At 62.4% G+C, this 13609-nt stretch carries 15 protein-coding genes; 8 read left to right on the forward strand and 7 right to left on the reverse strand.

Features of this window, described 5'->3' with window-relative positions:
• The first annotated feature begins 39 nt into the window (after nt 1–39).
• Nucleotides 40–963: a TSUP family transporter gene (locus GR212_RS01835; protein ID WP_163984749.1), complete on the forward strand. Its 924-nt coding sequence runs from the start codon at nt 40–42 to the stop codon at nt 961–963.
• Nucleotides 964–1028: 65 nt separating this feature from the next.
• On the forward strand, nt 1029–1769 hold the full coding sequence (locus GR212_RS01840; protein WP_246725672.1) for a TIGR02186 family protein: 741 nt from the start codon (nt 1029–1031) through the stop codon (nt 1767–1769).
• A gap of 47 nt (nt 1770–1816) precedes the next feature.
• Here the strand turns inward: GR212_RS01840 and pdeM are convergent, their stop codons facing one another.
• Together pdeM and GR212_RS01850 are read right to left on the reverse strand one after the other, a co-directional pair.
• Nucleotides 1817–2554 carry a ligase-associated DNA damage response endonuclease PdeM gene (gene pdeM, locus GR212_RS01845; RefSeq protein WP_163985156.1) on the reverse strand — a complete coding sequence of 246 codons (738 nt, stop codon included), beginning with the start codon at nt 2552–2554 and terminating at the stop codon, nt 1817–1819.
• A gap of 72 nt (nt 2555–2626) precedes the next feature.
• Nucleotides 2627–5137 (reverse strand): ligase-associated DNA damage response DEXH box helicase, encoded by a 2511-nt coding sequence (locus tag GR212_RS01850; protein ID WP_163985157.1) that lies wholly within the window; start codon nt 5135–5137, stop codon nt 2627–2629.
• 238 nt (nt 5138–5375) lie between these two features.
• On the opposite strand from GR212_RS01850, the gene GR212_RS01855 reads away from it, so the two are divergent.
• Both GR212_RS01855 and GR212_RS01860 read left to right on the forward strand, forming a co-directional pair.
• Nucleotides 5376–5879 (forward strand): RrF2 family transcriptional regulator, encoded by a 504-nt coding sequence (locus tag GR212_RS01855; protein WP_163984751.1) that lies wholly within the window; start codon nt 5376–5378, stop codon nt 5877–5879.
• Between the two features lie 31 nt (nt 5880–5910).
• Nucleotides 5911–6372, forward strand: a complete 462-nt coding sequence (locus tag GR212_RS01860; RefSeq protein ID WP_163984752.1) for a carboxymuconolactone decarboxylase family protein — start codon at nt 5911–5913, stop codon at nt 6370–6372.
• Nucleotides 6373–6458: 86 nt separating this feature from the next.
• Here the strand turns inward: GR212_RS01860 and GR212_RS01865 are convergent, their stop codons facing one another.
• The gene (locus tag GR212_RS01865; RefSeq protein ID WP_163984753.1) at nt 6459–7499 is read right to left on the reverse strand and encodes a glutamine synthetase beta-grasp domain-containing protein; all 1041 of its coding nucleotides are present in this window, start codon (nt 7497–7499) and stop codon (nt 6459–6461) included.
• Between the two features lie 442 nt (nt 7500–7941).
• Between GR212_RS01865 and GR212_RS01870 the strand changes: the two genes are divergently transcribed.
• Complete coding sequence (locus GR212_RS01870) at nt 7942–8133, forward strand: DUF2735 domain-containing protein (RefSeq protein ID WP_163984754.1); 192 nt, start codon at nt 7942–7944, stop codon at nt 8131–8133.
• A gap of 9 nt (nt 8134–8142) precedes the next feature.
• On the opposite strand, the gene GR212_RS01875 is transcribed toward GR212_RS01870, so the two are convergent.
• Together GR212_RS01875 and GR212_RS01880 are read right to left on the reverse strand one after the other, a co-directional pair.
• Nucleotides 8143–8778: a YitT family protein gene (locus tag GR212_RS01875; protein WP_163984755.1), complete on the reverse strand. Its 636-nt coding sequence runs from the start codon at nt 8776–8778 to the stop codon at nt 8143–8145.
• 107 nt (nt 8779–8885) lie between these two features.
• Nucleotides 8886–9830 carry a class I SAM-dependent DNA methyltransferase gene (locus GR212_RS01880; RefSeq protein WP_163984756.1) on the reverse strand — a complete coding sequence of 315 codons (945 nt, stop codon included), beginning with the start codon at nt 9828–9830 and terminating at the stop codon, nt 8886–8888.
• Between the two features lie 165 nt (nt 9831–9995).
• Here GR212_RS01880 and GR212_RS01885 point away from each other — a divergent pair, with 165 nt between their 5' ends.
• From GR212_RS01885 to GR212_RS01895, 3 genes are read left to right on the forward strand one after another with little or no spacing between them, the layout of a single operon-like run.
• Nucleotides 9996–10262 (forward strand): DUF6460 domain-containing protein, encoded by a 267-nt coding sequence (locus tag GR212_RS01885; RefSeq protein ID WP_163984757.1) that lies wholly within the window; start codon nt 9996–9998, stop codon nt 10260–10262.
• A 1-nt stretch (nt 10263) separates the two neighbouring features.
• Entirely contained in the window at nt 10264–10767 is a 504-nt protein-coding gene (locus tag GR212_RS01890) for a CAP domain-containing protein (protein WP_163984758.1), read from the forward strand.
• A 16-nt stretch (nt 10768–10783) separates the two neighbouring features.
• Complete coding sequence (locus tag GR212_RS01895) at nt 10784–12133, forward strand: MATE family efflux transporter (protein ID WP_163984759.1); 1350 nt, start codon at nt 10784–10786, stop codon at nt 12131–12133.
• Here the strand turns inward: GR212_RS01895 and GR212_RS01900 are convergent.
• Both GR212_RS01900 and GR212_RS01905 read right to left on the reverse strand, forming a co-directional pair.
• Nucleotides 12109–13197: a quinone-dependent dihydroorotate dehydrogenase gene (locus tag GR212_RS01900; protein WP_163984760.1), complete on the reverse strand. Its 1089-nt coding sequence runs from the start codon at nt 13195–13197 to the stop codon at nt 12109–12111. The two genes, GR212_RS01895 and GR212_RS01900, sit on opposite strands and share 25 nt — an antisense overlap.
• The gene (locus tag GR212_RS01905; RefSeq protein ID WP_163985158.1) at nt 13194–13550 is read right to left on the reverse strand and encodes a DUF952 domain-containing protein; all 357 of its coding nucleotides are present in this window, start codon (nt 13548–13550) and stop codon (nt 13194–13196) included. Before GR212_RS01905 ends, GR212_RS01900 begins: the two co-directional genes overlap by 4 nt.
• Nucleotides 13551–13609 lie beyond the last annotated feature (59 nt).

A 13609-nucleotide genomic window follows, 5' to 3' on the forward strand; every position in this document is an offset into this window, starting at 1 on the left:
CGGTCACCGCGCCGAAATGCCTGCAAATGGGAACAGCGCGTGACGATCTATCTGCCGATTGCAGAACTGTCGGTGAATATCCTCATTATTCTCGGCATGGGAGCAGCCGTAGGGTTTCTCTCCGGCATGTTCGGCGTCGGCGGCGGCTTTCTGATTACGCCTCTCCTGATCTTCTACAACATCCCGCCGGTCGTGGCCGTCGCCACCGGTTCCAACCAGGTCGTCGCCTCCTCGGTGTCGGGCGCGCTGACCCATTTCCGGCGCGGCTCGCTCGATCTGAAGCTGGGCACGATCCTGCTCGCCGGCGGCCTGGCAGGCGCGACATTCGGCCTCTGGCTGTTCGTGCTGCTGCGCCGGCTCGGCCAGATCGATCTGATCATCTCGCTGATCTATGTGCTTCTGCTCGGCACCGTGGGAACGTTGATGCTCTGGGAGAGCGTGCGGGCCATGCGGCGGGCCGCCGGCAAGCTGCCGCCATCGACCGGCAAGCCCCGCCATCACAACTGGGTGCAGCGCCTGCCGCTGAAACTGCGCTTCAAGAAATCCAAGCTCTATCTCAGCGCCATTCCGGTGATCGGCCTCGGCTTCTTCGTCGGCATGCTGACGCCGATGGGTATCGGCGGCGGCTTCATCCTCGTGCCGGCGATGATCTATCTGCTGCGCGTGCCGACCAACGTCGTCGTCGGCACCTCGCTGTTCCAAGTCATTTTCGTGACCGCCTTCACGACCACCGTGCAGGCTGCCACCAACTACTCCGTCGATATCATATTGGCCTTCCTGCTGATGGTGGCGGGCGTGGTCGGTGCGCAGTATGGCGTGCGCGTCGGCCAGAAGCTGCGCGGCGAGCAATTGCGCGCGCTGCTCGGTCTTCTCGTCCTGGCCGTCGGCCTTCGCCTGGCGATCGCCCTTATCGTCACGCCGGCAGACATCTATTCGGTGGTGATGGAAGGAGTGAGCCGATGAGGGGGTTCGGCCTGCTGATCGCTGCCACGCTGCTGCTTGCGCCGCTCGCCGGACAGGCACAGGTGATGCTCGATCAGCCGACGACCTCCACCACGGCGCGGGAGACGATGGAGATCGGCACCTCGACCAGCGAGATCGCCATAACGTCCGACTTTACGGGCGCCGACCTGACGATTTTCGGCGCCCTTTCCAACACGGACCAACTGCTTCTGGCGATCGGCCAATACGACATCGTCGTCGTGCTGGAAGGCCCGCGCGAGAACGCCACCGTGCGCCGGAAGGAGCGTGTTTTCGGTATATGGGTCAACACGCGCTCGATGACGTTCGAACATGTGCCGCAGGCCTATTCGCTGTCGAGCACGCGCGCCGTCGACAATATCACCGCGCCGCTGGAACTCAGCGATCGCGGCATCGGCGTCGATCATATTCCGCTGACACCCGTCGGCTTCGTCGGCAATATCGCCGACGTGCCGGAATTCCGGAACGCCTTCCGACGACTGCAGAAGACAGGCGGCCTTTATGAAAGCGACCCGGCCGGCGTCCGCTTCGTCAGCTCCTCCCTTTTTAAGGCGACGCTGAGGATACCCGCCGACGTGCCGAACGGCGTGCATACGGTGCGCGCTTATCTGTTCAAGAGCGGCAAGTTCCTGGGCGAGAAATCCCTGCCGCTACGCGTCATCAAGACAGGCATCGAGCAAATGATAACCGATGCGGCGCATCAGCAGCCGATCGCCTACGGCGTGTTTTCCGTGCTGCTTGCCCTCGTCACCGGCTGGGGTGCGAGCTTCATGTTCCGCAAAAGCTGATGAGCCGCTTTTCCTGCGATTGACGACATCGAGCCGGCGAACGCAACTCAGGCCGACAGGTTGCCGAACCGGACGGAATAGATGCGGTCGCGGCCGAGCAGGTGGGCGATCAGGCTCTCCCGCTCGAAAAGACCCGCCATGGCCTTGTGGCGAAGGTCGAGGCCGCCGGTCATGATGCCGAATGCCGGCATCAGCAGGCGAGCGCCATCGGTTGCGAAGCACGGGCGGCGCACGGATTTTTCACGACGCCGAACCGTGGCGGAGGGATGTAGATGGCCGGCGATCTCACCGGCCTGCAGTCCCGCCTTCGGTTCATGGCGAAAACACAGCCCGCCATAATGCATCTCGTCGACGGAATGGCCGGGCAGGTCGATCGTGCCGTCCGGATCGTGGTTGCCATTGATCCAGATCCACTCGCGGCCGCGAGCCATGTCGACGATGAGGCCGCGGAACTCCTCCGGCAGATGCTGCGACCCGACCCGATCGTGGAAATTGTCGCCGAGAGAAACCACGAGTTTCGGATCGTAGCGGGAGATGACGGCGGAGAGAACCGTCAGCGTCGCCAGCGTATCGTAGGGCGGCAACAACATGCCGCGACGGGCAAAGGCCGCACCTTTTTCCAGATGCAGATCGGAGACGACGAGAATTCCGGCATCCGGCAGATAGAGCGCGCCAAGCGGATCGCAGACGGCAGCAACGCCATGAACGACGGTCTCGACGCCCGACGCCGATATCGCGCCGTTGCCCTGACGGTTCATATCTCGCGCTAGCGCCAGGCGGTTCATCACCTTAACAATCTACCTTCGTCGTCTGTTTCGCATGACCCAAAAGCGCTTCACACTTTTTTGGATCATGCCCTATTCCATCGCCTCGCGGATCAGGTCATCCGCCGCTTCGGCCAGGAGGACATCGTGCGCCTCGCCCGGCACCGGCACCTTGCCGATTTCCAGCATCACCGGCACGGCGAGCGGGGAAATATGATCCAGCGCCCGGTGGGTGATGTGGCCCCTGATTCGCTTCAGCATATCCGCAAGGCGGCCAATATCCAAAAGCCCCGTCGCCGCATCCTGCCTCGTCGCCTGCAGCAGGATGTGGTCCGGCTCGTGGCTGCGCAGCACGTCATAGATCAGATCGGCGGAGACGGTCACCTGGCGGCCGGTCTTTTCCTTGCCCGGATGCCGGCGCTCGATCAAGCCGGCAATCACGGCGCAATTGCGGAAAGTCCGCTTCAGGAGAAAGGACTCGTCGAGCCAGGCCTCGAGATCGTCGCCGAGCATATCCTCGTCGAAGAGATCGGAAAGGCTGAGCCGGCGGTTGGCGATCATCAGGCCCATGTCCTCCAGGCCCCAGATGCCGAGCGAATAATCGGTCGCGACGAAGCCCATGGGCTTTGCGCCCGCCCGCTCCAGCCTGCGGGTCAGCAACATGCCGAGCGTCTGGTGCGCGAGCCGGCCCTCGAAGGGATAGGCGACCATGTAGGCGCGGCTGCCGCGCGGAAAGGTTTCGATCAAAAACTCGTCGCGCTTGGGCAGCAGCGATTTCTCTTTCTGGATTTCCAGCCAGTCGCGCACCTGATCCGGCAGGCGGTGCCGGCGGTCGGGATCGGCGATCATTGCCCGCACCTGATCGGCGAGATAGGTCGAGAGCGGAAACTTGCCGCCGGCATAGGATGGGATCTTCGGATCCATGGAAAAGGCCTGCGAGGCCAGACACTCGTTCTCGCGGATGCCTTCGAAACGCAGCACCTTGCCGGAAAAGAGGAAGGTGTCGCCGGGCGAAAGCTGTTCGAGAAAATACTCCTCGACCTTGCCGAGCGAGGCTCCGCCGCGCCCGAGCGAACCGAGAGCATTGCGTTTGACCATACGGATATTCAGCATCGCCTCCTCGACGATGGTGCCGAGGTTCAGGCGGTATTGCTGCGCCACCTGCGGATTGGAGACGCGCCAGCGCCCATCCGCCATCTTGCGGATGCGGGCATAGCGCTCATAGGTGCGGAGCGCATAGCCGCCGGTGGCAACGAAATCGACGATGCGCTCGAAGGTCTCCCAGGAGAGATGAGCATAGGGAGCGGCGCTCTGCACCTCATCGTAGAGCTCCAGCATGTCGAAGGGCTCGGCGCAGGCCATGCCGAGCACATGCTGGGCGAGAACATCGAGCGCGCCGGAGCCGATCGGCGGGGTGTCCTGCGCGCCGATATAATTGGCATCGAGGGCGGCCTGACATTCCATGACCTCGAAGCGATTGGCCGGGACCAGGATTGCCTTCGACGGTTCGTCCATGCGGTGATTGGCGCGGCCGATGCGCTGGGCAAGGCGGCTTGCCCCCTTCGGCGCGCCGACATGGATGACGAGATCGACATCGCCCCAGTCTATGCCGAGATCGAGCGTCGAGGTGGCGACGACCGCGCGCAGCCTGTTGTCCGCCATGGCCGCCTCCACCTTGCGGCGCTGGCCGACATCGAGCGAACCGTGATGCAGCGCAATCGGCAGATTGTCGTCATTGGCCGACCACAGCTCCTGAAACAGCATTTCGGCTTGCGAGCGCGTGTTGACGAAGAGCAGCGTGGTGCGATGCGCCTTCAGCTCGCGATAGATATCCGGGATCGCATATTTGGCGGAGTGGCCGGACCAGGGGATGCGCTCTTCCGTCGACAGGATCGAGATATCGGGCTTGGCGCCGCCCTCGACCATGACGAGGCCGGCATGCCGCTCCTCCCCCTCTCCCTGCGCTACAAGCCATTTCTGCAGATCCATCGGATCGGCGACGGTCGCCGAGAGGCCGATGGTCTGCACGCGCGGCGCCAGCTTGCGGATGCGGGCGAGGCCGAGCGACAGCATATGGCCGCGCTTGGAAGTCACCAGCGAATGCAGCTCGTCGAAGACGATATATTTCAGGTCCTTGAAAAAGCGCTCGGCCTCGCGATTGGCGAGCAGCAGCGCCACCTGTTCCGGCGTCGTCAGCAGTATATCGGGCGGATTGAGCTTCTGCCGCTGCCGCTTGCCGGCAGGCGTGTCGCCGGTGCGATTTTCGACCGATACCGGCAGGCCCATTTCCGAAACCGGCTTCATCAGGTTGCGCTCGATATCGACCGCAAGCGCCTTCAGCGGCGAGATGTAGAGCGTATGGATGCCGGTGAAGGCCGAGCCCGGAGGGATCTTGCCGCGATGGGTGAGATCGGTGAGCGACGGCAGGAAGCCGGCGAGCGTCTTGCCCGCACCCGTCGGGGCGATCAACAAGGTGCTTTCGCCGGCCTCGGCGCGGGCAAGCAATTCGACCTGATGCGCACGCGGCTGCCAGCCCTTTTCCGCGAACCAGCGGATGAAAGGTGCAGGCAGGGCAAGAGGCTGCGCAGTGTCGATCTGATCCATGGGGTTGAATGTAATGGATATGCGGCCGATGAGAAGCGGGGATGCCTGACTTCGCATTATCGGCTTCATGGATCGCGGAGAGTGCGCACCCCCCTCTGTCCCTGTCGGGACAGAGGGGGGTCAGAGGCACGGCATACAAAAAGCTGCCTTTCAGGCTCCATACAGCCTCACTTCAAAAAAGAATTGACTCCTCAAAAAATCACGGATAAAAAATATCCATGATTAGAAGGGTTGGAAAATGAAGCTCGGGGACGGCGTCGAACAATCCATCCATTGCGTTGCCATGCTGGCGGGATTGTCCGACGGAGGCGTGCTTTCGGCGGCGGCGCTTGCCGAATTCCACGGGGTCTCCGTCAGCTATCTTCTGAAGCATCTGCAGGCGCTTTCAGGTGCCGGCATTCTCGACACCGTGCCGGGACCGAAGGGCGGCTATCGGCTGGCGCGCAAGCCGGAAGCGATCAGCCTGCTTGATATCGTGCTGGCGGCGGAAGGTCCGGCGCCTGCCTTTCGCTGCGCCGAAATCCGCCAGCGCGGACCGAACCCGCTGGAAGGGCGCTACTTCGCCAGGCCCTGCGGCATCAGTGCCGCGATGCTGGCCGCTGAGCGCGTCTACAGGGCCGAATTGGCCAAGACGAGTATTGCCGACGTGCTGACCGATCTCAGGCAGACGGACACGGATGGCGGCATCGCCGCGAGGGGCTGCGCCTTTCTCGCGCTTCATGAACGCAAGACAAAAAGCTGATCCCTCGAAAGTTCAACCCAAGGAGAAGACCATGCATCCCCGTTTCAATTTCGCCAAGGCCTCGCCCGATTCCTACAAGGCCGTCGTCGCGCTGGAAAACTTCGTCCAGAGCAGCGGCCTGGAGCGCCGTTTCATCCACCTGATCAAGCTTCGCGCCTCGCAGATCAACGGCTGCGCCTACTGCGTCGACATGCATGTGAAGGAAGCCCGGCACGATGGCCTCAGTGAACAGTGGATCAACCTGATGTGCGTCTGGTGGGAATCACCCGTCTATGACGATCGCGAACGCGCCCTGCTCCGCTGGGTCGATTCCGTCACCAAGATTGCCCAGACCGGCATCCCGGATTCCGACTACGAGCCGCTGAAGCAGCACTTCAGCGAAGAGGAGATCGTCAAGATCACCGTCGCGATCGCCACGATCAACGTCTGGAACCGCCTTGCCGTCGGCTTCCGCTCGCAGCATCCGGTCGATGCCGGCAGCAAGGCTGCTTGAGACCAGCTTCAAGACGCAAAAAGCGCGGGACCGAAATCCCGCGCTTTTCGTTTGTCTCCACCTCGGCGAACCGAGGTTGAAAATAATCAGGCAGCAGCCGAAGCGGACCCGGCCGTCGACACTTCCGAGATGGTCTTCAGAACCTGCGAAGCGATCTGGTAGGGGTCGCCTTGCGAGTTCGGGCGACGATCTTCGAGATAGCCCTTGTAGTCGTTCTTGATGAAGGAATGCGGAACGCGGATCGAGGCACCGCGGTCGGCAACGCCGTAGCTGAACTTGTTCCACGGAGCCGTTTCGTGCTTGCCGGTCAGACGCAGGTGGTTGTCCGGACCGTAAACAGCGATATGCGCTTCGAGGTTCTTGTCGAACTGAGCCATGAGCGCTTCGAAATAGGCCTTGCCGCCGACTTCGCGCATGAACTTGGTCGAGAAGTTGCAGTGCATGCCCGAGCCGTTCCAGTCGGTGTCGCCGAGCGGCTTGCAATGGAACTCGATGTCGATGCCGTACTTTTCGCACAGACGCAGCAGCAGGTAGCGAGCCATCCAGATCTGGTCGGCGGCCTTCTTGGAGCCCTTGCCGAAAATCTGGAACTCCCACTGACCCTTGGCCACTTCGGCGTTGATGCCTTCGTGGTTGATGCCTGCTTCGAGGCAAAGGTCGAGGTGCTCTTCAACGATCTCGCGGGCGACATCGCCGACGTTCTTGTAGCCGACGCCGGTGTAGTACGGACCCTGCGGAGCCGGATAGCCAGATTCCGGGAAGCCGAGCGGACGGCCGTCCTTGTAGAAGAAATATTCCTGCTCGAAGCCGAACCATGCGTCTTCATCGTCGAGGATGGTCGCGCGGCTGTTGGTTTCATGCGGGGTCACGCCATCGGGCATCATGACTTCGCACATGACGAGAGCACCGTTGGTACGGGCCGGGTCCGGATAGATGGCGACGGGCTTCAGCACGCAATCGGAGCTGCGGCCTTCGGCCTGCATCGTTGACGAACCATCGAAGCCCCAAAGCGGAAGCTGCTCGAGCGTCGGAAATACGTCGAATTCCTTGATCTGCGTTTTACCGCGCAGGTTCGGTACCGGGGTGTACCCGTCGAGCCAGATGTACTCGAGTTTAAATTTCGTCATTACGCACCTCATAACAGTTAATCAGGCGAAGTAGGAAAACTTGCCCGGCGCGCCCGCCGGAAAATTCCTCACTACGAACGGCTGCTAGATGAGATGCATTTGCTGTGCCAGATCAGATCGACACGGGACCCGTGAGGCAAGATTTTTATGATTCAGCCGTATTCGAACAAGGTTTCGGAGCATCAACCGCCGGATTCTTTTCAAATCGCCGAGGTCGTCCCAACCAGGCTGCCAAGATGTCGCAGGCTCGCCGGCCCCGGAATGGATTGGCAAATTGGCAGATCAAAGAAGCGGCATCGACCGCGCCATCGTCGAGTTGCCTATAATTTCATCATTCAGCATTTTTTTTAAGCGGAATGGTGATATTTGCCTTCGGCTTTGCTATATATGAGCTGTCTCTTGAAGCGCGCCCGCTTGAACACCAAAAAGGGAGAGACAACGAATGGCAATCAGTACCCGGCACGAAACCGCAAAGATCTATCAGTTTCCCGTCACGGCCCGCCCCACGGCGGTCAGCCAGCGTCCGAAGGTGAACCTCACCCCGGATATCGGCCCGACCATTGCCACGGCCGCATTCGACAGCTGGTATCACGAAGCCGCTATCGTCGAATCCGACGAGACCCGCAAGCAGTAGGCATCAGCTTTACAGCGCTATGTAGCGATCCGAGCGATGATTGATCGCGACGAAGAGATTGAGCGCGATGGCGCCAATCACCGAGCAGATGACCACAGGAGGCGTGGTCACCGCAAAAGCGACGGCGAGCACGCACAAGTCGATGGCAAGCTGCACAAGCCCTGCCCGAATGCCGAAACGCTCCTGCAGATAAATCCCCAAAATACCCACGCCGCCGAGGCTGGCGCGATGACGGTAAAGCGCGAGCAGCCCGAAACCGAGCAGGATGCCGCCGAGGAGCGCCGACCATAGCGCATTGATGTGCGCCACGTCGAACAGGAGCGGCTGCAGGTTGGTGAGCAGAGATGTCAGCGCGATGGCGATGAAGGTCTTGACGGTGAAGACCGGGCCGAGCTGTTTCAGCGACAGATAGAAGAACGGCAGATTGACGACGAAGAAGGCCAGGCCGAAGTTCACGCCGATTGCATAGTGCAGCAGGAAAGCGATGCCGGCGGTGCTGCCCGTCAAAAGGCCCGCGCTCGAAAGGCAGAACAAGCCGAGCGACGAAATCAGGCTGCCGGACAGTATGCCCTGAAAGTCCTCGACCCATGAATGCCGGGTCGCAGATGTATTCCAGACGCCAAATGCGCTCTTCGCGTTCGCCATGTGCTTTCCCCTGTGTTTCAAGGCTTCTTTGCTGAAAGCTCGGGCGATAATCAAGCGAAAATACGTAAGCAATACTGACCTATTTGAAATTCGCAAGATTCGAATAATCAGGCCGATTTGCGCGTAATGAACAGAATGCCGTGGACCGGTTTTCCGCCATCCATGCGAATGACGCTGCGGGAGAGACCCTGCACGTCAAAGCCATGATCGGCCAATATCGCCCTCACATAGGCTTCCGAATGCGCGAAACGCAGGGAGTCGCGTAGCACATAGCCGGCCGGCTGCTGCGCATCCTCGACGGAAAAGGCGAAGACGGCGCCATCGGCCGCCAGCCTGCGCACGATCGCCATGACACCCTGCAGAGCGCCCAGATACATCAGCACATCGGCGGCGGTGATCAGGTCCGCGCGGCCCGGCCCAAGTCCGGCATCGAACACGCCGGACAGATCCGGCTCCAGCGACAAGTCGGCCTGGCCGAGATGGTCGTAGACTTTCTTCTCGGCCGCCTTGGCAAGCATGCCCTTCGACAGGTCGTAGCCCTCGAGCCGGTCGACATGGGCACGGATCTCCGGCCCAAGCAGGCCCGTGCCGCAGCCGAGATCGATGGCGAGGCGGAAATGTTTCGGGATATCGGCCGTCTCGGCGATCAGCGCCGCAAGCTTGCCGGGCACGCTGTAGCCGAGCTTCTCGACCAGCGAGGTTTCGAAGCGGTCGGCGTAGTCGTCGAACAGCCGCTCGACATAAAGGCTCGGCGGGCGGTCGGGCATGTCGGCGCCGCCGAGAACGGCAAGCTTCAGCCGGGCGCCGAAGACGTCTCCCGCATCGAGCGCCAGCACCTCGTTCAGCGCGGCGAGCGCGCCGGGCACATTTCCGGCCTTCTCGTGATAGGTCGCAAGCGTAAACCATCCCGCCGCCCAGCGCGGCGACAGTTCCAGCGCCTGCTCCATCAGCTCGGCAGCGCTCGCAGGCTCGCCGCTTTCGGCAAGCATCTTCGCATAGTCGGCGCGGCGGTCTGCGATGACATCGCCGGAGGAAAGCTGGCTCGGCAGCATCGGTTTCATCCTGTTTGACGCCCGGCTTTGAACTCGGCCACAAAAAAACTCAAGTCCTATTTCAGGCAGAGGCCCGTTTGAGGTATGCGCCGGGCAAAAGTGCTTGCGAGTCACCAGCCCCGGCCCTATCTCAACACCACCGACTGCCATCATGGAGACGTCAGTATGTCCGATCAGGTGAACAGATTCCTTGGCGACTCGCCCGGCCGCACGCTGGTGAAGCTCATCATCGTGTCGCTCGTGGTCGGCTTCGTGATGAAGTTCTTCGGCTGGCGGCCGCTCGATTTTCTGAATGGCGTCCGCCGGTTCATCGTCGATCTCTGGCACAGCGGCTTTGCTGCGCTTGGCGAATTCGGCGACTATCTGCTGCTTGGCGCAACCATCGTCATTCCACTCTTCATCATCCTCCGCCTGTTCAATTATCGCCGCTGACATGACCTCTCAGATACTGACCTGCACGCGCCGCGATGCGCTGCGCCTCGCCGCCCTTGCGCTCACCGCGTCCGTCGCGGGCTGCGCCACGCCGCCCGCCCGTGTTTCCAACACGCCCGCCAGCGACCAGACCGCCTCCGCCCTGCCGCTCGTGAATGCACTGCGCGCCAAGAACGGGCTGCCGCCATTGAAGATCGATACCGCCGCCAGCGCCGCGGCCGTCTATCAGGCACGGCGCATGGCGGATACCGGCAAGATGGAGCACCTGATCGGCATCGGCGACGATTTCGGCAAGCGGGTCAAGGCAAGCGGCGTCAAGCTGCCGGCAGCCGAGAACATTGCCGAAGGCCAGCACGACGTGAACGCGGCGGTGACGGCCTGGATCAATTCGCCGAAGCATTTGCACAACATGCTCGGCAAATATGATGGTCTTGGCGTCGCTCTTGCCTATACCCCCTCTTCCGGTGGCAGGCCTTATTGGTCCATGGTGCTTTCCTCGAACTGAGGAGGCTTAGCGCAACATGGATGTCCAACAGGGGAGCGGGAGGGTTCTGCCCTTCGACGTGACGCATCGGCTCGTGCTGTCGATCGCGATTCCGATGACGCTGGGCTTCATGACGACGCCACTGCTCGGCCTCGCTGGGACCGCGGTCGTCGGCCGCCTCGGCCAGCCGGATGCGCTGGCGGGACTTGCGATCGGAGCGGTGCTTTTCGACCTCATCTTTGCAAGTTTCAACTTCCTGCGCGCCTCCACGACAGGTCTTACCGCCCAGGCCTATGGCCGCCATGACCGGCACGAACAGCAGGCCGTCTTCTGGCGGGCGCTGATATCGGCGGTCGGTTGCGGAATCCTGCTCGTGCTGCTGTCGCCCCTGCTGCTTTGGCTCGGCATCAAGCTGATGGGGCCGCAGGGCGGCGTCGCCGATGCGACACGCACCTATTTCTCCATCCGCATGCTTTCAGGGCCGGCCGCCCTTGCCAATTATGCGCTGCTCGGCTTCGTGCTCGGCCGCGGCCAGGGCCGCATCGGACTGCTGCTGCAAACGGTCATCAACGGCGTCAACATCGCGCTGGCCATCGTGCTCGGCCTCTGTCTTGGCTGGGGTGTGGCCGGCGTTGCCTGGGGCACGCTGATCGGCGAAGCGAGCGGCACGCTGCTGGGCCTGACGATCGTGCTGCGCAGCTTTGCCGGCGAGGCGCGCCCGCCCCGCGCGGAACTGCTGTCGCGCGCCAAGCTCACGCAGCTGTTCGCGCTCAACCGCGATATCCTGATCCGCACCTTCGTGCTGATCGGCGCCTTCACGCTGATGACGCGCATCGGCAACAGCTTCGGCGCCGTCATGCTGGCCGCCAATGCGGTGCTGATGAACTTCTTTCTGCTATCGGGCTACTATCTCGACGGGCTGGCAAACGCTGCCGAGCAGATCACCGGCCGCTCCATCGGCGCCAATTATCGCCCGGCCTTCGAGCGCGGGCTGAAGCTGACCGGGCTCTGGTCCTTCGGGCTGGCGCTTGCAGCCGCCGTCTTCTTCTTCACCGTCGGCCCGGCGCTGATCCGCCTGCTGACGACCTCGGAGGACGTTCGCGTCGCCGCCGAAACCTATCTGCCCTGGGCGGCGATCACCGGGCTTACCGGCGCGCTCGCCTTCCTGATGGATGGGGTCTTCATCGGCGCCACATGGTCGCGCGAGATGCGCAACCGGATGCTGATGTCCTTCGGCGGCTACCTCGTGGCGCTTGCCGTCTTCGTGCCGACGCTCGGCAATCACGGCCTCTGGATGGCCATGAACGCCTTCCTGCTGTTCCGCGGCATCTTCCTCGCCATGGGCCTGAAGAAGCGCGCGGATCAGACGTTCCGGCTCGCCCAGTAATCCAGGCTGGTATCGCGGAGATCGCGGATCGAGGCCACCCGCGCACGATCGACCAGCTTCGAGAGATCAGCGACGATGCGGCCCGGCAATCCCGGCCCTTCGTAGACCATGCAGGAATAGAGCTGCACGAGATCGGCGCCGGCCTTGATCTTCTCCAGCGCCGTTTCGGCGGACGACACCCCGCCGACGCCGACGATCGGCAGCGCGGCGCCGACGCGACGCCGCATCTTCGCCAGGACGACGGTCGATTTCTCGAAGACCGGCTTGCCGGAAAGGCCGCCCGCCTCCTTGGCCTGCCGCTGATCCTTCAGCCCATCGCGCGAAAGCGTGGTGTTGGAGACGATCAGACCGTCAAGCGCGTGCGACAAGGTCTCGGCAGCGATGTCGTCCATGCCCTCCTCGGTCAGATCGGGAGCGATCTTGAGGAAGACGGGAATGCGTTTGCCGGCCTGCGCCGCTTCCTCGTCACGCGCGGCAAGCACGGCCGACAACAGGGCGGACAGGCTTTCGCGCGCCTGCAGGTCGCGCAGGCCGGGCGTGTTCGGCGAGGAAATGTTGGCGGTGAAATACCGCGCCACGGAATAGAAGCGGCGGATGCCGGCCACGTAGTCGGCGATACGGTCGGCGCTGTCCTTGTTTGCGCCGATGTTGACGCCGATGAGGCCGTTGCCGCGGATGGCCTTGAGCCGCTGGAAAGCCGCCTCGTGACCCTCGTTGTTAAAACCGAGACGGTTGATGACGCCTTCGTCCTCGACGAGGCGGAAGATGCGCGGGCGCGGATTGCCCGGTTGCGCCTTCGGCGTCACCGTGCCGATTTCCGTGAAGCCGAAACCGAGCTTCAGCAGCGCCTCCGGCACTTCGGCATTCTTGTCGTAGCCGGCCGCCATGCCGATCGGATTGGCAAAATCGAGGCCGGCCACGGTCTGGCGCAGGCGGGAATCGGCACTGACGCGGCAGGCCGGCACCAGGCCGGACTTCAGCGCCGATATCGACATGCCGTGCGCGGTTTCCGGATCGAACAGGAACAGGCCGCGCCGGCCGAGATCGCGAAAGGCGCCGATCATTCCGCCATCTCCGGAAAGACGTGAGCGCCGTCGGACCCGAGCGGCAGCGGCTTTTCCCAGAGCACGGCCGAAAGCAGCAGCGGCGCATAGAGATGCGGGAAGAGATCGCCGCCACGCGAGGGTTCGAAGACCAGCTTGTCGCCAAGCGCGTCGCCGTCGACCGCCACGAGCAGCAGGCCGGCCTGGCCCGCGAAATAGAGTTCTGCGGTTTTCCTTGCCTGCTTCGCGGTGGAGAAATGAATGAAGCCGTCAGTCAGATCGATCGGTGCGCCATGAAAAACGCCGGTTTGTCTGGCTTGCTGCCAGAGCGCGTCCGGCACGATCTTGTAAACCACTGGCATGGCGATCATCATCCCTATGTAAAGCTGCCCTGATAGGGCTTTGCACGAAAACATCCGCCGATGTCCACGGT

It is taken from the genome of Martinezella lusitana (genome assembly GCF_010668395.1).
GTDB classification, from domain to species: Bacteria; Pseudomonadota; Alphaproteobacteria; order Rhizobiales; family Rhizobiaceae; genus Rhizobium; species Rhizobium lusitanum_A.